This is a genomic window from Rhodococcus sp. P1Y (assembly GCF_003641205.1).
Classification (GTDB): domain Bacteria; phylum Actinomycetota; class Actinomycetes; order Mycobacteriales; family Mycobacteriaceae; genus Rhodococcoides.
In genome coordinates this window covers 2,437,226-2,462,705 of sequence record NZ_CP032762.1, presented here as the reverse complement: position 1 = coordinate 2,462,705, position 25,480 = coordinate 2,437,226, and the positions used below count along the sequence as shown (strand labels likewise).

The 25,480-nt window shown below is 62.1% G+C and carries 23 protein-coding genes; 10 read left to right on the top strand and 13 right to left on the bottom strand.

The genetic code is table 11. The features are described 5' to 3' along the window. Positions 1-5: 5 nt before the first annotated feature. Genes D8W71_RS11570 through D8W71_RS11555 form a run of 4 tightly spaced genes read right to left on the bottom strand, consistent with a single transcriptional unit; the run spans position 6 to position 3,996 of the window. The gene (locus D8W71_RS11570) at positions 6-809 is read right to left on the bottom strand and encodes an SDR family NAD(P)-dependent oxidoreductase (protein WP_121113618.1); all 804 of its coding nucleotides are present in this window, start codon (positions 807-809) and stop codon (positions 6-8) included. An 18-nt stretch (positions 810-827) separates the two neighbouring features. Further along, positions 828-1,985, bottom strand: a complete 1,158-nt coding sequence (locus tag D8W71_RS11565; protein WP_121119009.1) for an acyl-CoA dehydrogenase family protein — start codon at positions 1,983-1,985, stop codon at positions 828-830. A gap of 23 nt (positions 1,986-2,008) precedes the next feature. After that, on the bottom strand, positions 2,009-2,791 hold the full coding sequence (locus tag D8W71_RS11560; protein ID WP_121113616.1) for an enoyl-CoA hydratase/isomerase family protein: 783 nt from the start codon (positions 2,789-2,791) through the stop codon (positions 2,009-2,011). After that, complete coding sequence (locus D8W71_RS11555) at positions 2,788-3,996, bottom strand: MFS transporter (RefSeq protein ID WP_236077844.1); 1,209 nt, start codon at positions 3,994-3,996, stop codon at positions 2,788-2,790. The genes D8W71_RS11560 and D8W71_RS11555 overlap by 4 nt, the downstream gene beginning before the upstream one ends. Before the next feature lie 299 nt (positions 3,997-4,295). On the opposite strand from D8W71_RS11555, the gene D8W71_RS11550 reads away from it, so the two are divergent. Further along, positions 4,296-6,617 carry a LuxR C-terminal-related transcriptional regulator gene (locus tag D8W71_RS11550; protein WP_161965447.1) on the top strand — a complete coding sequence of 774 codons (2,322 nt, stop codon included), beginning with the start codon at positions 4,296-4,298 and terminating at the stop codon, positions 6,615-6,617. Between the two features lie 426 nt (positions 6,618-7,043). Then, positions 7,044-8,234: an acetyl-CoA C-acetyltransferase gene (locus D8W71_RS11545; RefSeq protein WP_121113610.1), complete on the top strand. Its 1,191-nt coding sequence runs from the start codon at positions 7,044-7,046 to the stop codon at positions 8,232-8,234. Between the two features lie 130 nt (positions 8,235-8,364). On the opposite strand, the gene D8W71_RS11540 is transcribed toward D8W71_RS11545, so the two are convergent. Further along, on the bottom strand, positions 8,365-8,973 hold the full coding sequence (locus tag D8W71_RS11540; RefSeq protein WP_121119007.1) for an SACE_7040 family transcriptional regulator: 609 nt from the start codon (positions 8,971-8,973) through the stop codon (positions 8,365-8,367). A 158-nt stretch (positions 8,974-9,131) separates the two neighbouring features. Between D8W71_RS11540 and D8W71_RS11535 the strand changes: the two genes are divergently transcribed. From D8W71_RS11535 to D8W71_RS11515, 5 genes are read left to right on the top strand one after another with little or no spacing between them, the layout of a single operon-like run. Continuing rightward, positions 9,132-10,709: a carboxyl transferase domain-containing protein gene (locus D8W71_RS11535; protein WP_121113608.1), complete on the top strand. Its 1,578-nt coding sequence runs from the start codon at positions 9,132-9,134 to the stop codon at positions 10,707-10,709. Positions 10,710-10,719: 10 nt separating this feature from the next. Next, positions 10,720-12,726 (top strand): acetyl-CoA carboxylase biotin carboxylase subunit, encoded by a 2,007-nt coding sequence (locus D8W71_RS11530; RefSeq protein WP_121113606.1) that lies wholly within the window; start codon positions 10,720-10,722, stop codon positions 12,724-12,726. After that, the gene (locus D8W71_RS11525) at positions 12,723-13,889 is read left to right on the top strand and encodes an acyl-CoA dehydrogenase family protein (protein ID WP_121113604.1); all 1,167 of its coding nucleotides are present in this window, start codon (positions 12,723-12,725) and stop codon (positions 13,887-13,889) included. The genes D8W71_RS11530 and D8W71_RS11525 overlap by 4 nt, the downstream gene beginning before the upstream one ends. Beyond that, positions 13,886-14,371 (top strand): MaoC family dehydratase, encoded by a 486-nt coding sequence (locus D8W71_RS11520; RefSeq protein ID WP_121113602.1) that lies wholly within the window; start codon positions 13,886-13,888, stop codon positions 14,369-14,371. Before D8W71_RS11525 ends, D8W71_RS11520 begins: the two co-directional genes overlap by 4 nt. Then, positions 14,368-15,174 (top strand): HpcH/HpaI aldolase/citrate lyase family protein, encoded by an 807-nt coding sequence (locus D8W71_RS11515; RefSeq protein WP_121113599.1) that lies wholly within the window; start codon positions 14,368-14,370, stop codon positions 15,172-15,174. Before D8W71_RS11520 ends, D8W71_RS11515 begins: the two co-directional genes overlap by 4 nt. Positions 15,175-15,311: 137 nt before the next feature. On the opposite strand, the gene D8W71_RS11510 is transcribed toward D8W71_RS11515, so the two are convergent. The 5 genes from D8W71_RS11510 to D8W71_RS11490 all read right to left on the bottom strand — a co-directional run bounded on the left by D8W71_RS11510 (position 15,312) and on the right by D8W71_RS11490 (position 20,489). Beyond that, positions 15,312-16,190 carry a MerR family transcriptional regulator gene (locus D8W71_RS11510; RefSeq protein WP_121113597.1) on the bottom strand — a complete coding sequence of 293 codons (879 nt, stop codon included), beginning with the start codon at positions 16,188-16,190 and terminating at the stop codon, positions 15,312-15,314. 183 nt (positions 16,191-16,373) lie between these two features. Further along, complete coding sequence (locus D8W71_RS11505) at positions 16,374-17,609, bottom strand: MFS transporter (protein WP_121113595.1); 1,236 nt, start codon at positions 17,607-17,609, stop codon at positions 16,374-16,376. Then, entirely contained in the window at positions 17,606-18,589 is a 984-nt protein-coding gene (locus D8W71_RS11500) for an ABC transporter substrate-binding protein (RefSeq protein ID WP_121113593.1), read from the bottom strand. The genes D8W71_RS11505 and D8W71_RS11500 overlap by 4 nt, the downstream gene beginning before the upstream one ends. Further along, positions 18,586-19,410 carry an ABC transporter ATP-binding protein gene (locus tag D8W71_RS11495; protein ID WP_121113590.1) on the bottom strand — a complete coding sequence of 275 codons (825 nt, stop codon included), beginning with the start codon at positions 19,408-19,410 and terminating at the stop codon, positions 18,586-18,588. The genes D8W71_RS11500 and D8W71_RS11495 overlap by 4 nt, the downstream gene beginning before the upstream one ends. Continuing rightward, positions 19,407-20,489: a FecCD family ABC transporter permease gene (locus D8W71_RS11490; protein ID WP_121113588.1), complete on the bottom strand. Its 1,083-nt coding sequence runs from the start codon at positions 20,487-20,489 to the stop codon at positions 19,407-19,409. The genes D8W71_RS11495 and D8W71_RS11490 overlap by 4 nt, the downstream gene beginning before the upstream one ends. A gap of 391 nt (positions 20,490-20,880) precedes the next feature. On the opposite strand from D8W71_RS11490, the gene D8W71_RS11485 reads away from it, so the two are divergent. Both D8W71_RS11485 and D8W71_RS11480 read left to right on the top strand, forming a co-directional pair. After that, complete coding sequence (locus D8W71_RS11485) at positions 20,881-21,177, top strand: DUF503 domain-containing protein (protein WP_121113586.1); 297 nt, start codon at positions 20,881-20,883, stop codon at positions 21,175-21,177. A gap of 451 nt (positions 21,178-21,628) precedes the next feature. Beyond that, positions 21,629-22,168 carry a hypothetical protein gene (locus D8W71_RS11480; RefSeq protein ID WP_121113584.1) on the top strand — a complete coding sequence of 180 codons (540 nt, stop codon included), beginning with the start codon at positions 21,629-21,631 and terminating at the stop codon, positions 22,166-22,168. A 355-nt stretch (positions 22,169-22,523) separates the two neighbouring features. On the opposite strand, the gene D8W71_RS11475 is transcribed toward D8W71_RS11480, so the two are convergent. After that, complete coding sequence (locus tag D8W71_RS11475) at positions 22,524-22,997, bottom strand: winged helix-turn-helix transcriptional regulator (protein WP_121113582.1); 474 nt, start codon at positions 22,995-22,997, stop codon at positions 22,524-22,526. A 111-nt stretch (positions 22,998-23,108) separates the two neighbouring features. Here D8W71_RS11475 and D8W71_RS11470 point away from each other — a divergent pair, with 111 nt between their 5' ends. Further along, positions 23,109-23,978 carry an oxidoreductase gene (locus D8W71_RS11470; protein ID WP_121113581.1) on the top strand — a complete coding sequence of 290 codons (870 nt, stop codon included), beginning with the start codon at positions 23,109-23,111 and terminating at the stop codon, positions 23,976-23,978. A gap of 578 nt (positions 23,979-24,556) precedes the next feature. On the opposite strand, the gene D8W71_RS11465 is transcribed toward D8W71_RS11470, so the two are convergent. Together D8W71_RS11465 and D8W71_RS11460 are read right to left on the bottom strand one after the other, a co-directional pair. Next, the gene (locus D8W71_RS11465; protein WP_236077843.1) at positions 24,557-24,838 is read right to left on the bottom strand and encodes a helix-turn-helix domain-containing protein; all 282 of its coding nucleotides are present in this window, start codon (positions 24,836-24,838) and stop codon (positions 24,557-24,559) included. Positions 24,839-25,035: 197 nt separating this feature from the next. Beyond that, positions 25,036-25,266, bottom strand: coding sequence for a hypothetical protein (locus D8W71_RS11460; protein ID WP_236077842.1), 231 nt, complete (start codon positions 25,264-25,266; stop codon positions 25,036-25,038). Positions 25,267-25,480: the final 214 nt, after the last annotated feature.

Genomic DNA, 25,480 nt, shown 5'->3' with positions numbered 1-25,480 from the left:
TTCTCCTACGACTTGTCGTCGCCGCCGTCGGCGACCAGGATTGCGCCGTTGACGAACTTCGAGCGGTCGGACGCCGCATAGACGATGAGGTCGGCAAGTTCTTGCGCAGTTCCCCATTCCTTGTTCGGCCGAGCGATTCCAGGAGCCCACGACCTCATCTGAGCTCGAACGTCCTCGGGAGAGGAATCACCCAGCTCTGCTTGCCATTTCGCGAAGCGCTCGTCGGTGAGAACGTACCCCGGTACTACGGCATTCACTCGAATTCCGCGTTCGCCGAACTCGCTGGCCAGGATCTTGGTGAGCCTGTTCTCGGCCGACTTCGATGGTCCGGTACACGATGAGAGGAATGGTGGTGTTGTGACTCGAATCCCGGTCTCGCCAGTTACATTGACAATAACCCCCGCGCCGTTGTCGAGCATCAGTGGAACGACACGTTGGGTCAATCGGAACTGTGCGAAGAAATTGACGGCGGTGCCGTGAACGAGTTCTTCGTCGGTAACGTCCAGAAATGGTTTGTACACACCATCACCGGCGTTGTTGATCAGTACATCGATTCGTCCGTGCAGATCTATTACCGAATTCACGAGCCGATCGAGATCGGCTGGTTCACGCACATCGGTCTCCACCCAGTCGACCTGTGTTCCCGTCGATTGGGATATCTGATCCGCTGCCTCGATGAGCACTTCCTTGCGGCGTGCCGCAATGACGACGCGAGCGCCCTCTTCCGCAAAGGTCCGGGCGGTAGCCAGCCCGATACCACTGCTGCCGCCGGTGACGATGACAGACTTGTCTTTCAGATTGAGATCCATTGGTTTTCCTCTAATTCTTCAGTAAGACTTGGGCATGCCGAGTACTTGGTGGCCGATGTAGGCCAAGATGAGGTTGTTGTTTATCGGAGCGACGATAGGTAGGCGCGCTTCTCTGAACTTTCGTTCGATTCCGTACTCTTCGGCCAATCCGTATCCACCGAAGGTGTCCATGGCGGCGTTCGCCGCAGCCCAACTGGCCTTGGAGGCCAGTAGTTTTGCGGCGTTCGCTTCGAAACCCGGCTGCTGTCCGGATTCGAACAGGGCGGCAGCTTGAAATCGCATCAAACTGGCGGCACTGAGATCCGAATAGGCTTGTGCGAGTGGAAACTGCACACCTTGATTCTGGCCGATCGGACGACCGAAGACAACGCGTTCACGAGCATATTTCGAAGCCTGTTCGACGAACCAGAACCCGTCGCCGAGAACCTCGGAAGCGATGAGGATCCGCTCCGCGTTCATCCCGGACAGGATATATTTGAATCCCTTGCCTTCGACTCCGATGAGATTTTCAACGGGTACCCGCAGGTTCTCGATAAAAATCTCGTTCGTCTCGTGAGCAGTCATGGTCCGAATCGGACGGACGTCGATCGATTCCGTGGCGTCGCGCAGATCGACCAGCAACACGGAAAGCCCGTCTGTCTTCTTCACAACATCGTCGTACGGCGTTGTTCGTACGAGAAGTAGCATGTAGTCCGAGTGCTGGTACCGGGAAGTCCAGATTTTGGACCCGTTCACGATGTAGTGGTCACCGTCCCGTTTGGCAAAGGTTCTGATTCGAGTCGTGTCGGATCCTGCATCTGGTTCTGTTACCCCGAAGGCTTGTAGGCGGATTCGATTCGCGGCGATCTCGGGCAACAGCCGGTTCTTCTGCTCGTCGGTTCCATGCCGCAAGATTGTCCCCATGGTGTACATCTGGGCGTGCGCCGGAACCCCGGTCCCTCCCGATCGATTGATGGCCTCCAGAATGATGGAAGCGTCGGTCAAGGTCCCGCCTCCACCGCCGTACTCCTCGGGTATCAGCACGGACAGCCAGCCTGCTTCTCCGAGAGCGCGTACGAAGTCTTCTGGGTAGGCAAGTTCCGAATCACATTTCTGCCAGTACTCCGCTGGGAATTTGGCGCATAGTTCGGTGACGGCCGAGCGAATGGCGAGTTGGTCTTCATTCAAAGCGAACATTCGAATCTCCAGTGTTTCGGTTGTCAGCGGTTCTGCCAACGAGGTGAGCGTTTTTCGAGGTATGCACGGATCCCCTCTTCGCGATCGGCCGATGCGTAGGGGTTCGGCCCGACGTTCATGCGCAGCGCGTTGTGGACGGGGATCTCCCAGGTCTTGGTTGCCATTTCCTTGTAGCGGCGAAGTGTGAGCGGTGCATTTTCGACCAGCGCGGAGACGAAACTGTTCGCGGTCGACGCCAGTTCCGTGGCGTCCACGACCCGATTGAACAATCCGTAGGCGAGTGCTTTCTCGGCAGTGATCGGTTCACCCAGATAGAGCATCTCGAGGGCAACTGCCCGTGGCACGAGACGCGGAAGTAGAACCGATGCGAAATTGGCGCCCATTCCGCGTTTTGCCTCAGGCATCCCGATGGTGGCGTGGCGAGCGGCGATTCGTAGATCGCACGCCAAAGCGAGTTCGCATCCGCCGGCGATTGCGGGGCCGTTGAGGATGGCCACTGTGGGTTTGGTCGTTTCGAGAACGACCTCGTGCACGTTGCGTTGCGTTCCAGTCATCGGGGCGGGAATCTGACGTCCTGCGCGTGCGATGTCGTCGAACTCTTTCAGATCGGCGCCGGCACAGAACGCGTCCTGGCCACTGCCTGTGACCGTTATCGCCCACACATTGGTGTCAGCTTCGGCAGTGCCGAAGTATTCGATCAGGGTTCGACTGACCGACAGGGACATTGCATTACGACGTTCCGGTCGGTCGATGATGATGTGAGCCGTGTGGTTTCGGACTTCGTAGTGGACTTCGTTTGTGGTCATCGGAGTCCGAGGTCCTTGGTTTCGGGTGTGCACAGGGTGGCGATCAAGCCGATCAGTGCGAGAACTACGGTGTACACGCCGAAGACCCATTGCAGATCGTGACTGGACAGCCAGGTCAACAGGTACGGAGCGGTGCCTCCCAGGACTGCGATTGTCACTGATTGACTGACACCGACGCCTGTTGCGCGCACCTGGGCTGGGAACAACTCGGAGAAGAACGCGGGCATCGGTCCGACGAATGCTCCGATGAAGAACAGAGCTACCGCCATCAACAGGCCCAGTCGAAGCGCCGATGCGTTCAGCAGGGAAAGCAGTGGGTATGCGAGCACTGCCATCGAGACGGCGTACCCGATGAAAACTCGGCGCCGACCGTAGTGGTCAGCGAGCCAGCCCCAAAGCGGCAATGTCAGCATGAAGAATACGTTCGCGAATACAGTCGCCCAGAGAACGGCCTCGGCGTCCGCGCCCTTTGCGCTGATCGCAAACCCAGACGCACCTACGGCCCAGATGTAGTAGACAACCGTGACGCCTGCCGTCATTCCCATGATCCTGAACACGCTCAGTTTGCTACGCGCCAAACCTCTTCCGAGCTCACGCAATGTCTGCGGTTTGTGGTCCGCCTGACGGAACGAGTCCGTCTCTTCCAGCGATCTGCGGAGATACAAACTCACGACCCCAAGCAGGCCACCGAAGACGAATGGAATTCGCCACGCCCAGTCGCGGAGTTCGTCTACACCGAAGATCGACGACGCTGCCGCGCCGATGAGCGAAGCTCCCAGGATCCCCGCCGTGATCGAGATGTACACCGTTGTCGACCACAATCCGCGACGATGAGGCGGAGCGACCTCTGCTATGTAGGTGTACGCAGCAGAGATTTCACCCCCGTGCGCCAATCCCTGAACCAACCGGGCAAACACCAGAATCACCGCAGCCCACACTCCGACTTGCGCATACGTGGGTGCGACACCGACAAGAAGGCTTCCTGCTGCCATCAACAGCATGGACGTCGTCATTGCAAACTTGCGACCTCGCCGGTCGGCCAACGCCCCGAAAACGAAGCCTCCGATCGGGCGCATGAGGAATCCGACTGCGAATACGGCAAGAGCTGACAGAACGGCTCCGGTCCCGCCATCGTCGACGAAGAACTGGTGAGCAAAGAACGACGCGAAGATGGCGTAGACGCTCCAGTCGTACCACTCCAACATGTTCCCGACACCCGCACCTAGCAGGGTTCGGAGAGTCCCAGGCCGCTTGCGCGAGGCTTCCTCATTCCCGTTCAGGCCCGATTGTCGAGCTAGGTCCGGTCTGTTCATCTTGTCTCCATCGCAACGAGTGGTTTGGGCATGTTCACGACCTGAAAGTGAGCTAGGTCATGATCTGAAGCAAGCATGACCGCATGGGCCCAACCACAACATCCGTGTTAACCCCTACTCGTCTACCTAGTCGTTGTGCGCTCGTGCGAATGTTGACCTCACGGGATCATCGGCGTTAGGTTTTGAGGATTGTGAGCACATCCAGACGGTCACCTCGACGAACTGGAAACTTGCCCGCGGAGCTGACGAACTTCGTCGGCCGCCGTCGAGCCCTCGAATCCGTCACACAGCTGTTGTCGTCCAATCGGCTCGTCACCCTTACTGGCCCAGGTGGGGTAGGCAAGAGCAGGCTCGCCGTAGAGGTAGCGGAGGGCATACGACGGCGTTTTCCAGATGGTGTCTGGCTCGTCGAGTTAGCTGAAATCGACGACCCGCTTGGCGTATCGCGAACGATTGCTCGAGTGCTCGATGTGCGGGATCAGTCCCATGGCGACCCGATCGACACGCTCGGCGGCTACCTGCAATCACGACGGGTGTTGCTCGTACTCGACAACTGCGAACACTTGGCCGCCGCAACTGCCACCGTGGCTCACACCTTGTTACGATTCGCGCCACAGCTGAGAATCCTGACCACTAGTAGGCAAGCACTCGGGGTCAACGGTGAACACGTCCACGTTCTGCCACCCCTGACGAGCCCCGCCGGAGCAGAGGATGCAACGGTGGCCGAGTTACTCGAGTTCGAGGCGGTTCAGCTGTTTCTGGACCGTTCACGTTCTGTAGCACCAGATTTCGAGATCACTGACGAAAACCGGTCCGCTGTCCGGGTACTTTGCTCGTGTCTCGACGGCATTCCACTCGCCATCGAGCTGGCCTCAGCCCGCCTGCGCTCGATGACCATCGAACAGATTGCCAGCCGAGTAGAGGATCTGCCCGACCTATTGTCGAATGCACACGGCGCAACAGGGCGCCAACAGGCGCTGAATGCTCTCATGAATTGGAGTTTTCAGCTGTGTACACCCGCGGAACAGGAGGTATGGACGCGAGTATCGGTCTTCGTCGGATCCTTTGACCTAGCCGCTGCCACGGCAGTCTGCGAGCGCACGAACTTGACATGTCCTGACGTGCTGGCAGCTCTCGCTGGTCTTGTCGACAAGTCAGTACTGGTTCTGGCAGTGCACCCCGACGCGTCCTATCGTTTCTTGGAACCAATCCGTCAATTCGGACGCGCCGAACTGAACCACGGCGGCAAAGAATCCGAGACACGGCAGCTGCACTGCGGGCACTTTGCGAAGTTGGTCGCGCAGTCGCACTTGGAGGAATTTGGACCGAACCAGCTCCCGCATCTTCGACAAATGAGGCATCACCATGCCGATATATGCTCGGCGATGCAGTTCGCGATGCTCAGTGGTCGAGTTGAAGCAATAGTCATAGCGGGAGCCCTACGAATCTACTGGCACTCGACAGGATCGCTGACGGAAGGGCGAAGTTGGCTAGCCGCTGCGCTGGATCAACATCCAGACGCAGATTATGTCCGCGCACAAGCCCAATGGGCGGACACATGGCTGGCGCTGATGCAGGGTGACACCGATTCGGCTGTCGCCGAAACTGCTGCAGGGCTTGTACTTTCACAGAAAATTGAGAGTGAGCATCTCCGTCACAGATTCGGCCTGGCCTCCGGCGTTGCGTCACTTCATTCAGGTGACTTGACGACGGCAGCCGAGACGTTGCAGGCAGCCTATCTTGGATGTGAATCTCGAGATGACCTCGTTGGTATGTCGATTGCGTTGGTTCAACTTGCTTTGACATCGATAATGCTGGGTGATTACGAAGCCTCGAGTGCGTATGCGTCGAACTCTGTACAGCTGAGTGAACGTAACGGTGAATCATGGTACAAAGCTCACGCGCATTGGGCGCTGTCGATCTCGCTGTGGCGTCAGGGCAAACCAGAGTCAGCTGTCATCGAACTCAACACCAGCATAGAGTTGATGACCGAATTCGGTGAGCGATTGGTTTTGGCACGGTCGTTCGAAGTGCTTGGTTGGATCGCAACGGATTCGGGCGAATTCATCAGGGGCGCACAGCTGATCGGTATGTCCACTCGCTTGTGGGATGACACGGGTGCAGCGTTGTCAGCCTTCGGTCGTCTCGATTTTCTGCACGAAGAGTGTGTCGCGAAACTCGACGAAGAACTGGGGACCGCAGGCCTCCGGGAGGAGATGAGACATGGCGCCTCATCCAGCCTGCACGACGCAATCAATTTTGCATTGAATAGGGGCGCTGATGCACAAGACACCGCCGAATACGTCGCCAGCGGTCTCACAGCAGAGCCAGAAATGACCAAACGGGAGTCACAGGTCGCTGAACTCATCGCAATAGGAAAGTCGAACAAAGAGATCGCAACTGCTTTGTCGATCTCGATAAGGACGGTCGAGGCGCACGTCGAACACATCTTCAACAAGTTCGACTTCACCTCACGCACCCAAATCGCAGTCTGGCAGCACGCGCGCAAATAGGCTGGGAGGGTTATGTCTGGTTGAAGTCTGCATGGTGCATCCATTGACGACGTCGACCGCACCTGCCGCGCGGCCAGCAAGTTACAGCCAATCCATGAGCGCCGACGCAGGATTGACCCGAAGCTTCTGGCATTGGCGGGATACACGCTGGGCTGGCTGACCTCCAGCGGTACTGGTCCAGGGAACCACAACAACGGCAGTGCGACCGTCCACCGAGCAGGGATGAAACAGGCGCGAGAACGTTCACTGAACGGACGTAGATCGACCTATTAGTCCACGCAACGATCGATTCCGCTAGGAGGCTCGCAATAAAGCCCCAGTTCAAAGTTAACTGGGCGTATCGAGCTGCAGTTTGCTGAGTGGACACCAAGAGGAGAGCAAGTCGATGATCGAGAAGTCCGGAATCGAACTCGAGTGGGTTGTGTCGTGACCGTCTCTGTCATCGTCGCCGGGGCTCGTACCCCGGTCGGTCGACTGTCCGGATCGTTGAAGGACTTCTCGGGTTCCGATCTCGGCGGGATCGCGATCAAGGGAGCATTGGACAAGTCCGGTGTAGCACCCGAGCTCGTCGAGTACGTCATCATGGGCCAGGTCCTCACCGCAGGCGCCGGCCAGATCCCCGCTCGTCAGGCAGCAGTTGCCGCAGGCATCCCGATGGACGTCCCCGCCCTGACGATCAACAAAGTGTGCCTGTCGGGCGTCGACGCCATCGCCCTGGCCGATCAGCTCATCCGTGCTGGTGAATTCGAGATCGTCGTCGCAGGCGGTCAGGAATCGATGACGCAGGCACCGCACATGCTCGAAAAGTCCCGCGCCGGATTCAAATACGGCGACGTGACCATGAAAGATCACCTCGCGTACGACGGGCTGTACGACATCTTCACCGAGCAGGCCATGGGCGGGCTCACCGAATCCCGCAACGACGGCGCGGTCGCCAGCACCCGCGAAGAGCAGGACGCGTTCGCCGCAGCCTCACACCAGCGGGCAGCGACGGCCTGGAAGAACGGCAACTTCGACGACGAGGTCGTGCCGGTCGAAATTCCGCAGCGCAAGGGCGATCCGATTATCTTCTCGCAGGACGAGGGCATCCGCGCAGACACCACCGCAGACACCCTCGCCAAACTCCGCCCGGCCTTCTCCAAGACCGGCACCATCACCGCGGGCAATGCCTCGACCATCAACGACGGCGCCGCCGCCGTCGTCGTGATGAGCAAGACCAAAGCCGAAAGCCTCGGGCTCACGTGGATCGCCGAAATCGGTGCACACGGCGTCGTCGCCGGCCCCGACTCCTCGCTCCAGTCTCAGCCGGCACGCGCGATCGTCAAAGCCTGCGCGAAGGAAGGAATCGACCCCAAGGACCTCGATCTGATCGAGATCAACGAAGCCTTCGCGGCCGTCGGGATCGCCTCGACCCGTGAACTGGGAATCGACGACAGCAAGGTCAACGTCAACGGCGGCGCCATCGCAATCGGTCACCCACTCGGCATGTCCGGCGCCCGCATCGCGCTGCATCTCGCACTCGAACTGCAGCGCCGCGGCGGCGGAATCGGCGCAGCAGCACTGTGCGGCGGCGGCGGACAAGGCGACGCACTGATCGTGCGCGTTCCCAAGCAGTAAAGAGCCACCACAGCCAGCTCGGTCCCTACGCGGAGTCTGATCGTCTTTTTGACGAGTTCATGTCCAGTCGAGCCGTCGAGAGTCCGCCAGACTGTCGAATGGACAAAATCCAGTTACCTCCGCTGAAATCTCAGCCGTTCACCGAACGAACGTCCCCGCATTGCTCCTCGATGCCGAGGGCACCGAACGCCATGCCTCGGAGGACCGAACGCGCACCCCGAGATGGACTTCGTCCCGCACTGTACGGAGTGGAGTTGATCAGACCGAACAGCGCGTGAGCCTGCGTCCTGGCATCGGACTCACTCAAACTCGAATCGACTGAACAGAGCGTCGATACCCACAGCTCCACGTACTCGCGCTGCATTCTGCGGACTTTGCGCCGGGCGGATTCGGGCAGATTTTGCAGGTCCCGATCCTGGATTCGAATCAGAGCAGGCGAGCCGACCGCGAAGTCCAAGTGGAACTCGATCAAATCCCTCAGTGTCTGCCCGCCCTCACCTTCGTCGTCCACCACCCGCCGTCCTCCCGCAAGCAAGAACGCCGAAATATCGACCAGCAGTTCGACCAGAACCGCCTCCTTGTTCGGAAAATGCCGATACACCGCTGGCCCACTGACACCGACAGCTGCGCCCAAGTCCTCCAGGCGCACCGATGTGAATCCTCGGTCCGCGAACATCGATGCAGCTGCAGCCAGCAGCTGCTCGCGCCGCTCCGCCTTTTTCTGCTCTCGCAACGTCATCGGCTTGTCCTCGACGTCCGGCGTCGACTGCGTGGTCACGGCACTCCCCTCGTTCGATACTGGACTCTCGGTTAATCGTAGTTTACTATAACTTCAGTTAGTAACTGTTAACTCAAACGTCAACGCTCCGACGTTCCACTCGTAAGGCGTGCATCTCAATGGCGATCGAAACTTCTGCCAACCGAGCAGACCACGAACTCCTGACCGGCCAACTCGCCGAGAAGCTCGCGCTCGCAGCACTCGGTGGCAGCGAGAAATCCCGAGAACGGCACATCGCCCGAGGCAAGCTGCTCCCACGCGACCGTGTCGACGAACTGTTGGATCCGGGCAGCCCGTTTCTGGAAATCGCGCCGCTGGCGGCAAATGGTCTCTACGACGACGAATGCCCCGGCGCAGGTGTCATCGCCGGTATCGGCCGCGTCTCCGGTCGCGAATGCATCATCATCGCCAACGATGCCACCGTCAAGGGCGGCACCTACTATCCGATGACGGTGAAGAAGCATCTGCGCGCCCAGGAGATCGCTCTGCAGAACACGCTGCCGTGTATCTACCTCGTCGACTCCGGTGGCGCCTTCCTCCCTCGCCAGGACGAGGTGTTTCCCGACCGCGACCACTTCGGACGTATCTTCTTCAACCAGGCAACCATGAGCGCCAAGGGAATTGCTCAAATCGCAGCCGTGATGGGCTCGTGTACCGCAGGCGGGGCATACGTGCCGGCAATGAGCGACGAGGCCATCATCGTCAAGAATCAGGGCACGATCTTCCTCGGCGGGCCGCCATTGGTGAAGGCCGCGACCGGTGAGGTCGTCACCGCCGAAGAGCTGGGCGGCGGAGATCTGCATTCGAAGGTCTCCGGCGTCACCGACCATCTTGCAGAAGACGATCGAGACGCATTGCGCCGCGTCCGGAAGATCATCTCGACCCTTGGGCCCCGGACTACGCGGCCGTGGGACGTCGTTCCCACACGCGACCCGATCGCCGACCAGACGGAGATCTACGATGTCGTCCCCACCGACCCGCGCACGCCGTACGACGTCCGAGAGGTAATCACTCGGGTGGTCGATGCAGGCGAATTCGACGAGTTCAAAGCCGAATACGGAAAGACGCTCGTCACCGGATTCGCCCACATCCACGGTAATCCCGTCGGAATAATCGCCAACAACGGTGTGCTGTTCGCCGAATCTGCCATGAAGGGCGCACATTTCATCGAACTCTGCGACAAGCGCAGCATCCCGCTGGTGTTCCTGCAGAACATCACCGGCTTCATGGTCGGGCGCGACTACGAAGCGGGGGGCATCGCCAAGCACGGCGCGAAGATGGTCACCGCAGTGGCCTGCGCCCGCGTCCCCAAACTCACCGTCGTCATCGGCGGCTCCTACGGTGCCGGCAACTACTCCATGTGCGGCAGAGCGTATTCGCCACGCTTTCTCTTCATGTGGCCCAATGCCCGGATCTCGGTGATGGGCGGAGAACAGGCAGCCTCCGTGCTGGCCACCGTACGAAGCGAACAACTCGACGCCGCATGTAAGCCATGGTCCGACGAGGATCAAGAATCGTTCAAGGCACCGATTCGCTCGCAGTACGAAACCCAGGGAAACCCCTATTATTCGACGGCTCGACTGTGGGATGACGGCATAATCGACCCCGCCGACACCAGAACTGTCCTCGGGCTGGCCCTGTCGGCGTGCGCCAATGCGCCGCTCGAGCCGGTCTCCTACGGCGTTTTCAGAATGTGAGTGCCCCTTCATGAGCAGCCAGATCAAACATATCGACACCATCCTGATCGCCAACCGCGGAGAAATAGCCGTGCGAGTGGCACGCACGTTGCGGCGCATGGGTATTCGGTCGGTTGCCGTATACAGTGACGCCGACGCCGACGCCCGCCATGTCTCCGAAGCGGACATCGCGGTACGACTCGGACCGGCGAGTGCCCGAGAGAGTTACCTATCGATACCGAAGGTGATCGACGCAGCAAAATCAACCGGTGCACAGGGAATTCATCCCGGGTACGGGTTCCTCTCCGAAAATGCCGACTTCGCCGCGGCCTGCGCGGCAGCGGATATCGCATTCCTGGGTCCCCCAGCTCGAGCGATCGAGGTGATGGGCGACAAGATCGCCGCCAAGGCGGCCGTATCCGGGTTCGGTGTTCCCGTCGTACCCGGCATCTCCCGCCCAGGCCTGACCGACGCCGACCTCGTAGCGGGAGCCGAGGAGGTCGGGTTCCCTGTTCTCGTCAAACCGTCCGCCGGCGGCGGAGGAAAGGGAATGCGTCTCGTCGAGCGCACCGAGGACCTACCCGCCGCCCTCGCCAGTGCCCGCCGTGAAGCGGCCTCCTCGTTCGGCGACGACACGCTGTTTCTCGAGCGATTCGTGTTGCGGCCCCGGCACATCGAGGTACAGATCCTCGCCGACGGGCACGGCAACGTCATTCATCTCGGTGAACGCGAATGCAGCCTGCAGCGACGGCATCAGAAGGTTATCGAAGAAGCACCGTCCCCGCTCCTGGACGAGGCCACCCGTACTCGCATCGGAGAAGCAGCGTGTAACACTGCCCGCAGCGTCGACTACACCGGCGCCGGTACCGTCGAGTTCATCGTCTCAGCCGACCACCCCGACGAATTCTTCTTCATGGAGATGAACACCCGGCTCCAGGTCGAGCATCCCGTCACCGAACTCGTCACCGGGCTCGATCTGGTCGAGTGGCAGGTCCGTGTCGCCGCCGGCGAGCCACTGTCCTTGGCACAAGACGAGGTAACGATGACCGGTCACGCCATCGAAGCTCGCGTGTATGCCGAGGACCCGGGTCGGGGCTTTCTCCCCACCGGCGGCGTGGTGGTCGGATTGCGGGAACCCGAGGGCGACGGTATCCGCGTCGACTCGGGCCTCGCAGTCGGTACCGAGGTCAGCAGCAACTACGACCCCATGCTCTCGAAGGTCATCGCCCACGGCGCCGATCGCACGACCGCGCTACGTGCGCTCGACCGTGCGCTGGCAGACACCTCGGTACTCGGCGTCGTCACCAACATCGAATTCGCACGATTTCTGCTTGCCGACGTCGATGTCCGGGCCGGCCGACTCGACACAGGCCTTCTCGATCGCCGGCTCGAAGACTTCACTGCCGCGGAAGTTTCCGGCGAAGCCTTGATCGCCGCCGCTGCAGTGTCCTGGTTGACGACCTGGCAGTCCGGCACGGACGACATCTGGTCGACGCCCACCGGATGGCGCGTCGGTGCGCTGGCCCCCTACACGGTTCGTCTGGTTGCAGGTGAGCGATCGGAACACGTGGCGATCACCGGAACACCCGCCGCAGCCAAGGTGGAGATCGGCGACGGTTCGCCGTCTCTTCTCAGTGCGCAGATCGACGGGGACACGATCACCATCGTGGTCGACGGTAGGAGGGAAACCCTACGGTTCGCTCACGACGGAAACGCAGTGTGGGTATCGAGTGCACGCGGAACCTGGGCCGTACGAACCGTCGCCGAACCCAGTGTCCGCGAGGACGACACGCAGTCAGGTGACGCAGAGATCCTCTCACCGATGCCGGGTTCGATCATCGCGATCGGAACCACTTCCGGTAGCGCCGTGACCGCAGGCACGGCTGTCGTCGTCGTCGAGGCCATGAAGATGGAGCACACCTTGACCACGCCCATTGACGGCACCGTCGAACTCACCGTCGCTGTCGGGGATCAGGTTCGTGTCGACCAGGTCCTCGCCCGCATCGTTCCCACCGATACCGAGAAGGACAAGTCATGACCGAGCATCTTTCGTCGTCGAATCTTCCCGACGAATACCAGCAGCTGATCAAATCCGTTGCGGACTTCACCCGGACGGTGGTCGCGCCGGTGTCGGCGAAACACGATGCCGAGCATTCGTTTCCGTACGAGGTCGTCGCAGGCATGGCGGAGATGGGACTGTTCGGTCTGCCATTCCCCGAGGAGTACGGCGGCATGGGCGGCGACTACTTCGCACTGTGTCTGGCACTAGAGGAACTCGGCAAGGTCGATCAGAGCGTCGCGATGACTCTCGAGGCCGGAGTGTCGCTCGGTGCCATGCCGGTGTACCGCTTCGGCAACGAGGAGCAGAAGCAGCAATGGCTGCCCAAGCTGACTGCCGGCAAGGCCTTGGCTGCGTTCGGGTTGACCGAGCCGGGCGCGGGGAGCGATGCAGGCGGCACCAAGACCACCGCCAAGCGCGACGGCACCGACTGGATCATCAACGGAAGCAAGCAGTTCATCACCAACTCCGGCACCGACATCACCGAACTGGTGACCGTCGCCGCGGTGACCGGAGTGGACGAAGCAACCGGACGCAAACAGATTTCGTCGATTCTCGTTCCCACCGATACCCCGGGGTTCGTCGCCGAACCGCCGTACAACAAGGTCGGCTGGAATGCCTCGGACACCCACCCGCTCAGCTTCACCGACGTGCGCGTGCCACAGGAGAACCTCCTCGGACAGGAAGGCCGCGGGTACGCGAACTTCCTGCACATCCTCGACGAAGGCCGCATCGCGATCGCTGCGGTATCGGTCGGTGCCGCGCAGGGCTGCGTCGACGAGAGCGTGAAGTACGCCAAGGAACGTGAAGCGTTCGGCAGCCCGATCGCCCGCAATCAGGCGATCTCGTTCAAGATCGCTCGCATGGAGGCCCGCGCGCACACCGCACGGACCGCCTACTACGACGCGGCCGCACTGATGTTGGCGGGCAAACCGTTCAAGAAAGCGGCGTCCATCGCCAAGCTCGTGGCATCCGAGGCTGCGATGGACAACGCGCGCGACGCGACACAGATCCACGGCGGGTACGGCTTCATGAACGAATACGTGGTTGCCCGGCACTACCGCGACAGCAAAATCCTCGAGATCGGTGAAGGCACCACCGAGGTTCAGCTCATGCTGATCGCCCGGAGCCTGGGACTATGAGCAACAAGCGGATTCGCCAACGCGGCCTCTGGTTCGAGGAGATGGAACTGGGCACCGTCTATGAACACCGGCCAGGTCGTACCATCACCGAGGCCGACAACACCCTGTTCACCACCCAGACGATGAACACTCAAGCCTTGCACCTCGACGCGGCCTACAGCGAGACAACAGCGTTCGGGCAACGACTGGTGAACTCGATGTTCACCGTCTCCACGCTCGTCGGGTTGTCGGTGACGCAGTTGACCCAGGGCACCATCGTGGCGAACCTGGGCTTTTCGGAGGTGTCGTTTCCCAAGCCGCTGTTTCACGGCGACACGTTGTACGCCGAGACCGTGATCTCGGACAAGCGTGAATCGAAGTCACGCCCCGGCGAAGGCATCGTGACGTTCACTCATACCGGCCGAAATCAGCACGGAGACATCGTCGCAATTGCAGTTCGCAAGACGCTCGTCCGAATGCAACCACCGGAAGAGGCGTCGTGAATTGGGTTCCGCCGGGGCCGGCGTGGCTGTTCTGTCCTGCCGATCGGCGCGACCGGTACGACAAGGCCTCGGCCCGAGCCGATGTCGTCATCCTCGACCTCGAAGATGCTGTCGGTGCTGCGGACAAGGCCGGCGCTCGCGAGTCCGTGGTGTCGACTCCGCTCGACCCGTCGCGCACGATCGTTCGAGTCAACGCGCACGGCACCGACGATCAGGCCGCCGATCTCGAGGCCGTGAAACAGACCGAATACACGACGGTCATGCTGCCCAAATGTGAGTCCGCCGAACAGATCAACGCACTGGCACCACTGAATGTCGTCGCACTGATCGAGTCCCCGCTCGGTGCGATGACGGTGTTCGACGCCCTCGCCGCCGAGAATGCGATCGGTGCCATGTGGGGCGCCGAGGATCTGGTAGCCGCCATGGGCGGCAATTCGAGCAGACTGTCTGGCGGCCAGTATCGTGCTGTGGCGCAGCATGTTCGGTCGCAGACCTTGCTGGCAGCCAAGGCACGCGGGGTGTTTGCGTTGGACTCGGTGTTCCTCGACATCCCCGATCTCGACGGTGTCCGCGCGGAAGCCGACGATGCCGTGGCCGTGGGCTTCGACGGCAAAGTGGCCATTCACCCGAGCCACATCCCCGTCATTCGTGATGCCTACGCCCCGACGTCCGACGACATCGAATGGGCCACCGCCGTTCTCGACGCCGTCGCCCGGAACCGCGGAGTCTTCGCTTTCCGAGGGCAGATGGTCGACGCCCCGATACTGGCGCATGCCCGACGGATCGTCGCTCGTCAGGGCTGACCACAGTAGACACAACCAACTTCCGACGGCGGATGTAGCCCGCAGGGGGGGTCAACGCTCGGGCGGGTCTGTACATGACATCCGATCTATCTGGACTCCGGCGCGCCCACGGTCGTCGTCGGCGACGCGAACGTTGGTCAGACAGCCGTGCCGGGTCCGTCGAGGGTTAGGACCAGTTCCATGCACCGCATGCGAGCAGGGGAAATGTCGTAGGGCATCATCCGGACGGCCTCGGCCAGGCTCGTCGATCCGCACGCCGAGCCCGCGTCGGCACCGTCGTCGGCTGACGCTGGGTGCAGCTCGTCCCAGGCGTCGAACCGGGCGTCGTCGGCCTGCGCCAAGCCGGAGCTCTCGATGACTGCGCGGAGGGCAGTCTCGAAGGTGTGCCGTTCGACGGCCACCTCCGCCACGCGGGGGTCGTCGACGGCGACCGTGTCGTCGAGCGCATCTTCGGCGGCGTCGACCCGGTCGGAATCTTGCCGCAGATCCGGGTGGGTGGCCAGGGCAATGAAGCGCGACGCCTGGATGGATGCGCCCATCGCGCCGAAGATCCGCTCGGTCACGAGCAGGGTGTCCAGGTCGTCCTGCCGCAGCGACTCCTCGGGTAAGTCTGAGAGGCGGTCACTCACGACATCGGAGAGCAGTCCCAATCTGCTCCCTTGCGTACGCATACGCTGCACGTCGATCCGCTGCCGCTCGAGCTCGGCCTGCCGGGCGACGATTGACCCCTCCAACCGGTCCAGGATCCGCGCAACGTCGCTGTCGGCGGTGCCGGCCGCGTCCGCGAAGGCGTCGCGGATGTCGTCGAGGGCGATGCCGGCGTCGGCCATCCGGCGGATCCACAGCAGCCGGATCATCTCGTCGTAGCCGTAGCGGCGGCGGTCGTCGCTCCCCCGCTCGGGCTCCGGGAGCAGACCGATCTGGTGGTAGTGACGGATCGCTCGTGGCGTGGTGCCGACGAAGGCGGCGGCACCCCCGATCGTCACTCGGCGCGGTGGAATGAAAGACGAGAACATCTGCGGGCCTTCCTAGGTGGGCGGAATACGTCCACTGCACCACATGACGCTACGGAAGGTGCAACTCCGCCCTGCCGCCCTCTTTCGTTCGGTAGGTCATGTGCCACTTCACGATCGTGTCGTCGATAGTGCCCGCGATCGACGTCAGACTGTTCCCTTCAGCCGTCGTCAGCCGGTCAGGACTTATGGGGTGTTCGAGTGGAGTCGTGCGCTGACTGCCCTCAGCGAGGAAAGGTAAGCGACGAAGGCGTTGGCTGCGGTGACGCCGACTGCCAGCACCAGCGTTGCGGGTAACCCGATCGGCCCCACCAGGGCTCCGGCGATGCCTGCACCGATGGGCGCTCCGCCCCAGGCCAGCATGCGGGCTGTGGTGTTGACGCGGCCCTGAAGCTCGTCCGGGGTCACGAGATGGCGGACGGTGATGCCGTTGATGATGACCGTCGAAGCTGCAGCTTGGAAGACCACCAAGGCGCACACTCCCAACCTCGGTGAGGTGGCCAGCATCCAGACGCTGATGGCGCCTGCTTGTACGAGTAGCCCTGCGATGGCGATCGTGCCTGCAGTGAATTTTCGGGACAATCGCGGTAGCAGTGCAGTCGAGATCAATGTGCCTGCACCGAGGGCTGCGAAGAACAAGCCCAGTTCGCCGCCATGCTCGTCGACGCCGTATCGCTGGACGGCGGTGACGACGAGGAGTCCGGTCATGATGCCGCCGGCGACACTGTTGCCGGTGCCGATCAGGGTGAGCAGCCGTACCAGCGGGTGACCGAAGATGAACCGCACCCCGTGACCGATATCGCGCCACAGGTGAGGTTGTTCCGTCCGCGGCGCGGATGGAGGTTCGCGTACCCACAGGAGCAGGATGCCGGTCACCGCGAACGTGGCGGCGTTGAGGGCCAGTGCTGCGAACGGCGACGATGCGGCGATGAGCACACCGCCGAGCGCTGGCCCGGCCATGGTAATAGCCGTCGCCAACGCAGTTTGTTGCCCGACCGCGTCAGCGAGGCGCGCGCGTGGCACCAGCGAGGGCAGCAAGCCGAAACCGGCGGCGTCGAAGAACACCATTGCGGTTGCGCTGACGAACGCCGCAACGAACACATGTGCAGTCGATAGGGTCGCCGCCCAGTACGCCAGAGGTATCGATGCCGTTGCAGCGCACGCGACAAGAGCAGTGACGACCATCGTCGGACGACGCCGCCAGCGATCGGCGACGGCGCCGGCGAACAACCCGAACAGCAGGTACGGTGCCGATTCGACAGCAGTGAGAAGCGCAGTGGCCGCAGCACTTCCGGTGGTGCGGTAGATGACGAGAGGGAAGGCGACCAGCGCGACGGCGGTTCCGAACCACGCGACTGTACGTGCGAGCACCATCAGTCGGAACGCGGCGCCCAGCGACGTCCGAGCGGTCGTCGAGCTCACTTGCCGAACACGTTGTCCGCGGTGTTCTCGATGGCGTCGACGATGCGGACTCCGGCAGCCTGGAAGTCGGCTTCGTTCTGCGGGTACACCCTGGAGTTCCGCACCGCTGGTGAGTTCGCGAGCAGAGCCGATATATCTGTCACGGCCGTCGCGGCGTCCGCTTCCGATCCGGCGTACTGCACCAGGACGACGTCAGGTGCGGCGCTCAAGGCTGCCTCTGGGGTAATCTCGGCGAAATTGCCGTCGATGCCCGAGAATTCGTTGGTCATGCCGAGTGCGTCGACGACGGCGCTGTAGTAGGACCCGCTCAGGGCGTAGAGCTTGCCGTCGAAGCTCTGGACGACCGCTGCCGACAGCGGCGCAGTGTCGGTGTTCTTCGCTCGTGCTGCAGTGACGCGGTCGCGAAGCGAAGTCACGACCTCCGCCGCCGTGTCCGGGACGCCATAGATGGTGCCGAGGTGCTCCACGTCGGTGTAGACGGCATCGATTGTCGTGGGTGCGGGCGTGTTCTGGCAGTATTCGCCGAGGACGTAGAGGTTGCCTCCTGCGGTGTTCAGGTCGTCCGGGCTCGCCGATCCTTGGCCTCCGAGTTGTCCTTCGTCGTTGGACAGGAACAGATCCGGTGATGCGCCGATGAGAAACTCCCGCGAGGGCGCGTAGTCCTCGGTGTTGGAGGTCAGGCCCGAGAACTGGTCGATGCCGTCGAATGCGTAGCTGCCGTTGGTGTATCCGATCGCGCTATCGGCCACGCCGAGTGCATCGAGGGTGGCGATGACTCCCGGGGCCCCGAGCAGTACCCGCTCGGGTGGGGTGTCGTAGGTGTAGTCGACGCCGCAGCTGGCCACGGTCACCGGGTATGCCGCGGTGCCGCTCTCGGCCTCGGTGCCCGCGGCAGTGGTTTCGGTCTGTCCGCTCGAGCAGGCGGACAGCAGGAGAATGGTTGCAGCGGCGCAAGTTCCGGTACGTACGGCGATCTTCATGGTTGGCTACTTTCGGTGCGGGTATCGAAATTGGATCGAGTGTCGGTGCGGCTTCGGGTGGCGGGGCCGAAATGGACGCAGGGTCGGCCGGTGATCGGGTTGACGGCGATGACCGAGTCGACGCCGTAGACCTCGCGCAGCATGTCCGTTGTAAGAACGTCGGTGGGGGTTCCGTGGGCGACGAGGGCCCCGGATTTCATGACGAACAAGGTGTCGCAGTAGGCGGCGGCGAGGTCGATGTCGTGTAGTGCGACGACGACGGTGGCCTCTGTTGCGGTGAGTAGTTCGAGGAGGTCGATCTGCGCCGAGATGTCGAGGTGGTTGGTGGGTTCGTCGAGGATCAGTACCGGGGCTTGTTGTGCGAGGGCCCGAGCTACGAAGACGCGTTGGCGCTCGCCGCCCGAGAGAGTCGAGACCTGACGGTCGACGAGGTGCGCGACCCCTGCTGCCATCACGGCGGCGTCCACCGCGGCGACATCGACCGCACCGAAGCGTCGCAGACCGGTGTTGTGCGGGATGCGTCCGAGTTCGATGATCTCACGCGCGGTGAACTCGAATTCCGGTGAATCGTCTTGAAGCACTACCGCGGTCCTGGTCGCCGATTCGCGGGCGCTGAGGCGGCGAAGGTCGTCCTCACCCAGCACGATCGTTCCGGCCGACGGTGCGAGGGCTCGGTAAAGCGTGCGCAGCAACGTGGACTTTCCGCTGCCGTTCGGTCCGAGGAGGCCGACCACCGAACCTGATTCGGCGTGAACGACGCCGTCGGTCAAGATCGCGGTGCCGTCGATGGCAACGACGACGCCCTGTGCATCGAGTTTCATCGCGACGTGGCCGTCCGCCCGGATGAGACCAGCAGGTAAAGGAAGAACGGGGCACCGATGGCCGAGGTCACCACCCCGATCGGAAGTTCGGCGGGGGCACGGAGCACCCGGGCCGCGATGTCCGAGAGCGGTAGGAAGCACGCGCCGAGCAGTGTCGCGGTGGCGACGACGCGGCGGTGATCGGCGCCGACGAGGAGCCGCGCTATGTGCGGGATGACCAGGCCGACGAACCCGATGCCGCCAACTTCCGCAACGATGACGCCGGTCAGGATCGAGACCACGACCATCAGCGTCATCTGGAACCGTGCGACGTCGATGCCGAGGGAGTAGCCGAGGTCGGTGCCGGAAGCCAGAGCGTTGAGCCGGGCACTGTTCCACATCAACCACATCGTGGCCGCCCCGATGACGACCGCGGGTAGCAGGAGACTGTCCCACGATGCTCCGGCGATGGAGCCGAGGCTCCAGAACAACACGCGCTGAGACTGATTCGGGGTCGCGATGGTTTGGAAGAAGAAGGTGAACGAGGAGACGAGGTACCCGACGGCGACTCCCGCCAGCACGAGCCGGGTCGGTGGCCATTGCCCTCCGCGGCGGGCGAAAACGAACACCAGCGCGAACGCCAGGAGGCCACCGATGAAGGCTGCCGCGGACAGCGACACACCGCCGAGCACCCCAGCGCCGAAGACGATGACGATGACCGCGCCCAGACTCGCGCCCGGCACGATGCCGATCAAGTATGGGTCGCCCAGTGGGTTGCGCACGACGACCTGGATTACGACGCCGGCTATCGCGAGACCCGCGCCGACGACGATGGCAAGGATGGTGCGTGGGACGCGGACCTGCCAGACGATCTGATGGTTGATCGGCGTCGACGATTGTGTGTTCGCCATGCCGAGGTGTTGCGCGACCGAACCCCAGATGTCGCCGAGTCCGATGGTGACAGCGCCGATGCTGACCGACGCCGCCGCGATGACCACGACGACGCAGCCCAAGATCCCCAGCAACGCGCGGAAGCGCTGCGGCGAGGCGAAGGGCGGTGCGCCAGTGTTACGCACCGCAGTGGTCGGCGATTGTTTCATCCGAGCGACATCCCTGGAGTCTTGTTGTTAATGACAATCAGTGTCGATACTGTAGCGAACACAGTGCGGTGACGTCACCTCGGTCGGGTTGTCGCATTCGGAAACGAACAGTCGCAGGTGCAACGCTTCGGCGTAGGTCTTTTCCGCAGCGCGTACGGCGTCGGTTCCATCCCCATCCCGAGCGTCGGAACCCGGTGGAGAGGTCGCGCCCTAAAAACCCGAGTACCGGAATGCCGAAGTCGGTAGGTCCGCTACGAGCTCGAAACCATGTGTATCGACGGAGGACAGGGACTGGCTGCGGTTTTCGAGCGCACTGCGCCGTGATCAGGAGTCGCCGGTCGTCGAGTTCTCGCCTTCGATCGCGCCCGAGCAGCCGTATGCTTACGCAGATATGTGGATCGGATGGATAGAAGTAGACGTCCTCCTCGGCGACGTACATTCGCTCAAGGAGAAACGATCGGTGGTGCGCCCTGTCGTCTCGGAGTTACAGCGGAAGTTCGCGATTTCGGCCGCAGAAGTGGACTACCTCGACCTGCACCGCCGAACATGCATCGGAGCCTCGGTCGTAGCGGCGGACGCGAACCACGTCACCGACGTCATCGACCGAATCGAGAGATCCGTCTCGAGCCGACCCGAACTACAGGTAGTCGCTGTACGACGACGAATCATCAAAGCGGACGACGTCTAGCGCCCAGTTCGCGACTACCTTGTGATACCGAAGCTCGCCCGCAGCCAGCGTGCGATAGTCAATCTGTCCCTGAACTGGTGACATGCAACTATTGGACCCGGTCACCGACCTCGATACGCGGACCTGAAATCTTTTGCCTCAGTTGTCCACTTAGATCCTGGATCCTGGATCCAACGGGCTCCAGCGCCCCCACTGGGAATCGAAAAGGCGTACACTGCCGCGCACGAACGACGGCGTACTCGAGGGCACCGAGACGTCAGACAACGGGCGTACCAGGCAGGGTCAGGCGAACCCTGGGCAATGGTGGTGGCCGGTGTTCTCCGGGTGAGCCGCAAGCGCGGCATCGTCCGGGGTGACGAGGGTGTTTGCAGAATCTATGCACTTAGGTTGTAGCGTCCGCCGCACGCGGCGATGAACGGCACGCCGCTACTGGAAAGGCGCGCCCCACCCCATGACACCAACCACCTGGCGGACACGCTTGACCCGCACCGCTGCACTCGGCGCGCTGACCTTCGCGCTGACCAGCAGCCTCGCCGCGGCCCCCGCTTCAGCAGGCCCCACGAACGACTTCCTCACCGCCATCGACACTGGCTCGGCAGGTTTGTCGACACCGGGACCGACCACACCACCGACCGGCGCACCGCAGTCCTACACCTTCACGATCACAACTAGCCCCGAATACTCCAGGTTGAACATGATCGCGAACTTCTGCGCCGAGGTGACAAGAACGCTCAACGGACAGCCCATAAACGACTACACGGACATCCCACCCAGCTCGGTGACTCAGTGGACCATCGCACACGACTCGGATCCCGATTCGGGATGCACTTTCACCACTCCTTCGATCAACATCGCCTACACGCGACTTGGCGCGGCGGTCAACAAGCGTGCGAATCTCGACGTGGGCATCAAGTGGACAGGTGTCGGGTACGTCAAATGCGTTACGGGCGCCTGCACCGTCGGCCCCAACGGTCTGTTGGTCGGTTGGTGAACGGCGTTCGTTTCGCGAGCATCCATCTGAGCAGCACAGACGCTGTCAGTCCGGGCCGGTGCCCAGTGTCATGCATGGACGGTCGCACAATTACCGCACAACGATTACCGCGCGTGCTCTGAACTGTCCGTCAGCAGCTCAGCGAATTGTTGGTCAGATGGCGCTCGCGCGAGGCCAACGTGGAACGAAGCAAGGTGTGTCGACGGTGCTGGCGGGGTTCGCTCTGCGCTGGAACGAGAAGGCGTCCGAGCGGACGCGCGAAACGGTGCAGCTCGAGAGCTGTCCACGTTGCCGTCCGCTCAACCTCGGAGTAACAAGCTCTGGATTCCGATCGCTGTATGGCGGCGGTCTGTGATCATTCGGAGGTCGCCGATCCCGACGCTGACGAATGACCGATGGGGACAGGCTGTCGGGCAGCGTCGAATTGTGCTTGATGTGCCGACACGTCGTCGCGGTGGCTCTCGGACCAGAGCTTGAGCTGCCGGACCGTCTGATGCAGGGAGAGCCCGAGGTCAGTTAGTTCGTATGTCACGGTCACAGGAACGGTCGCGGCCGCAGTCCGGTCGACTAAACCATCGCGTTCCAGTGATTTCAGCGTCTGCGTCAGCATCTTCGGGCTGACACCGGCCAGAACTCTCGCCAGTTCGGAGTAGCGCATCGGTCGCGGCTCGCCGTCGCAATTCGGTCCGCTGCCCAGCGCGGACAACACCAGGGTGACCCACTTGCCGGACACCTGCGCAAGCAATTGTTGACTCGGGCAGGCAGCGAGGAACGCGTTGTACTGCGTCTTGGCGGCTGCCTTTTTATCTGCCGCTGTCATGGTCGCCACAATTCGCCCTCCGGGTATCAACGCACTTCTGAGTAACTACTTCCGATTAGATAGCAGCACATCCAGAATGGACCACGGCGTATTCATCCGCAAGCTCTGGAAGGCACACCCATGACCACCACGATCGAACTCCCCGGCGGAACCTGGACCCTGGGTGACCGAACTGTTTCCCGTTTCGGGTACGGCGCCATGCAGCTGGCCGGCCCCTGGGTCGTCGGCCCGCCGAAAGACCACGACGCCGCGGTCACGGTTCTGAGACAAGCTGTTACGAGCGGCATCACTCACATCGACACCGCCGAGACATACGGGCCTCGCGTCGTCAACGAACTCATCCGCGAAGCCCTGCACCCTTATGCACCCGAGCTCTTCATCGCGACCAAGGCAGGTGGGCGCCGGGATGCGAAGGGAGGCTGGCCAGCTGCACGCAAGCCGGACGAGCTCGAGACACAGATCGACGACAACCTTGAAACGCTCGGTGTCGAAACGCTCGACTTGGTGCACTTGCGCCTGGGCGACGCGAACGGTCCCATTCCGGAGGACATCAGCGAAGCGTTCGAGACGCTCGCAGGCCTGCAGCAGCAAGGGCTGATTCGGCACCTCGGCGTCAGTAACGCCACCGCCGAGCAAGTGGCACAGGCACAGTCGATCGCTCCGATCGTCTCTGTGCAAAACATGTACAACCTAGCCAACCGGGAGGACGACACGCTCGTAGATCGACTCGCCGGCGAGGGGGTCGCCTACATCCCGTTCTTCCCTCTGGGCGGATTCAGTCCGCTTCAGTCCGATGCTCTCTCCGCCGTCGCCGCCCGGCTGGGCGCATCCTCGATGTCAGTTGCGCTGGCGTGGCTGTTGCGGCGCTCACCGAACATCCTGCTGATCCCCGGCACGTCGTCCGTGGCGCACCTGCACGAGAATATCGCCGGAACCGCCCTCACCCTCTCCGACGACGACCTCACCGAACTCGACCAGATCGCCGAATAGTCAACACAGCTCGCATGACGGGTACGCCCGCTGCACCCGCCATGCACCCACCGAAGGATCGGCCTAGGGCATCTGAACAGCGTAGGGATCGCCGCAAAGGTCCGCTCGATGTCGTGGCCGGCGAGGAGCGAGAAAGCGACCGGGATGCGGGTCTCGGCGCGCCCACGCCAACGCGCTCGAGTCGATCACGGTGCGTGGGCGTCTCAGCGGACGATCGTTTACTGAGACAGGCACGGTCGCGGGACCTGACCCAACTGATGCGATACGCGGGTTGAACTGCGGAAATAGCGTGCCCCAGTCGGACTCGAACCGACACTGTGCGGATTTCCGGAAGGACGGATTCTGATGGACTCCCATGAGAATACATATTTTCCGCGTCACAACAGTTACCACACCGCCAAGAAACATGGCCCTTGTGACTGATGTGTGGGTCATCGGCGGCAGGGCAGCGACGGTCGGGATCCTCCCAGGGTGAGCATCAGCGTTAGGGTCGACTCGTGCGCTAACCGAACCCGGTGACGGTATGCGCTACGGTCCCGCCTTGTCTCAGACGGACAGCCTGACACAGGTCATCACAGCTAGCGGACGAAACCAGCACCACCTCGGGACAGTCTGGACGAACTGATAGCCGAGCCCTCGAGCAGTTCCAAGCCTTTGACTGTCAACAGCAAGCGCTGCCGAGTTTCCGGTTCGTCCAACGACTTTCCAAGGATTTTGGAGATTCGAGCGAGCCTGTTGTACAGCGTTCGGCGTTGCACGTACAACATCTCAGCAGACTCGGTCTTGCGGCCATCTACGCTCAGAAAGGCGCGCAACGTCGGCAAAAGCGGGGTCGAGGACTGAGCGTCTTTGGTCAGCAACGGACCCACCTCGCCCTCGAAAACGTGGGGGCCCTTCGGTAGCCCGGGGAGCTGTGACCATAGACGGGAAATTGTGTCGAACACCGACAGCGGTTGGTCTGCACACCGCACGCAAGTGTTTGCCTGTTCACCCCACCCGATCCAAGCGGACGGTCGTGGACCGTGGGGTGCGGAGGTGAACGAGAGGGACCGTACGTTTACTCGCTGGGCTGCCGGCGGACTTCGGCGAGGAACATTCCGACGACCCGACGCGCCTGCGCAACCCAGCGATCGCCACCGGGGTCGTTGGCCACTTGCTGGCGGGTCAGCCCTGCGCATATCGCGGTGAACAGATCGACGTCCTCCGCGCGGCTCACGCCGGCCACCTGCAGTAGCGCCGCGTACAGCGACGGCTGGCGCAGATCCACACGTTCGGCCAGATCGCGCATCGAGATTCCAGCCAACCCGTCTGTTCGGCTGAGCGCCCAGGTCTGATGAACGATCGTCGCGATCTTCGCGGCCCGGCGCAGGGCGCGACGGTCTGGTGCGGAGGGCTCGACCCCGACCGGTTCCGCTGCTGACGCGTCGACACCCTATCCACGATAGAAAAACTATGAGCGATCGAAACATCATACGAGCGCACGCTTCGTCCAGAACGAACAC

Coding starts and splice junctions, on each gene's coding strand:
- D8W71_RS11520 (WP_121113602.1), top strand. CDS start 13,886: ATGAGCAACAAGCGGATTCGCCAACGCGGCCTCTGGTTCGAGGAGATG.
- D8W71_RS11570 (WP_121113618.1), bottom strand. CDS start 809: ATGGATCTCAATCTGAAAGACAAGTCTGTCATCGTCACCGGCGGCAGC.
- D8W71_RS11510 (WP_121113597.1), bottom strand. CDS start 16,190: ATGTTCTCGTCTTTCATTCCACCGCGCCGAGTGACGATCGGGGGTGCC.
- D8W71_RS11485 (WP_121113586.1), top strand. CDS start 20,881: ATGTGGATCGGATGGATAGAAGTAGACGTCCTCCTCGGCGACGTACAT.
- D8W71_RS11460 (WP_236077842.1), bottom strand. CDS start 25,266: ATGCGCGATCTGGCCGAACGTGTGGATCTGCGCCAGCCGTCGCTGTAC.
- D8W71_RS11560 (WP_121113616.1), bottom strand. CDS start 2,791: ATGACCACAAACGAAGTCCACTACGAAGTCCGAAACCACACGGCTCAC.
- D8W71_RS11555 (WP_236077844.1), bottom strand. CDS start 3,996: ATGTTGGAGTGGTACGACTGGAGCGTCTACGCCATCTTCGCGTCGTTC.
- D8W71_RS11540 (WP_121119007.1), bottom strand. CDS start 8,973: ATGACGTTGCGAGAGCAGAAAAAGGCGGAGCGGCGCGAGCAGCTGCTG.
- D8W71_RS11525 (WP_121113604.1), top strand. CDS start 12,723: ATGACCGAGCATCTTTCGTCGTCGAATCTTCCCGACGAATACCAGCAG.
- D8W71_RS11470 (WP_121113581.1), top strand. CDS start 23,109: ATGACCACCACGATCGAACTCCCCGGCGGAACCTGGACCCTGGGTGAC.
- D8W71_RS11565 (WP_121119009.1), bottom strand. CDS start 1,985: ATGTTCGCTTTGAATGAAGACCAACTCGCCATTCGCTCGGCCGTCACC.
- D8W71_RS11535 (WP_121113608.1), top strand. CDS start 9,132: ATGGCGATCGAAACTTCTGCCAACCGAGCAGACCACGAACTCCTGACC.
- D8W71_RS11495 (WP_121113590.1), bottom strand. CDS start 19,410: ATGAAACTCGATGCACAGGGCGTCGTCGTTGCCATCGACGGCACCGCG.
- D8W71_RS11530 (WP_121113606.1), top strand. CDS start 10,720: ATGAGCAGCCAGATCAAACATATCGACACCATCCTGATCGCCAACCGC.
- D8W71_RS11490 (WP_121113588.1), bottom strand. CDS start 20,489: ATGAAACAATCGCCGACCACTGCGGTGCGTAACACTGGCGCACCGCCC.
- D8W71_RS11500 (WP_121113593.1), bottom strand. CDS start 18,589: ATGAAGATCGCCGTACGTACCGGAACTTGCGCCGCTGCAACCATTCTC.
- D8W71_RS11480 (WP_121113584.1), top strand. CDS start 21,629: ATGACACCAACCACCTGGCGGACACGCTTGACCCGCACCGCTGCACTC.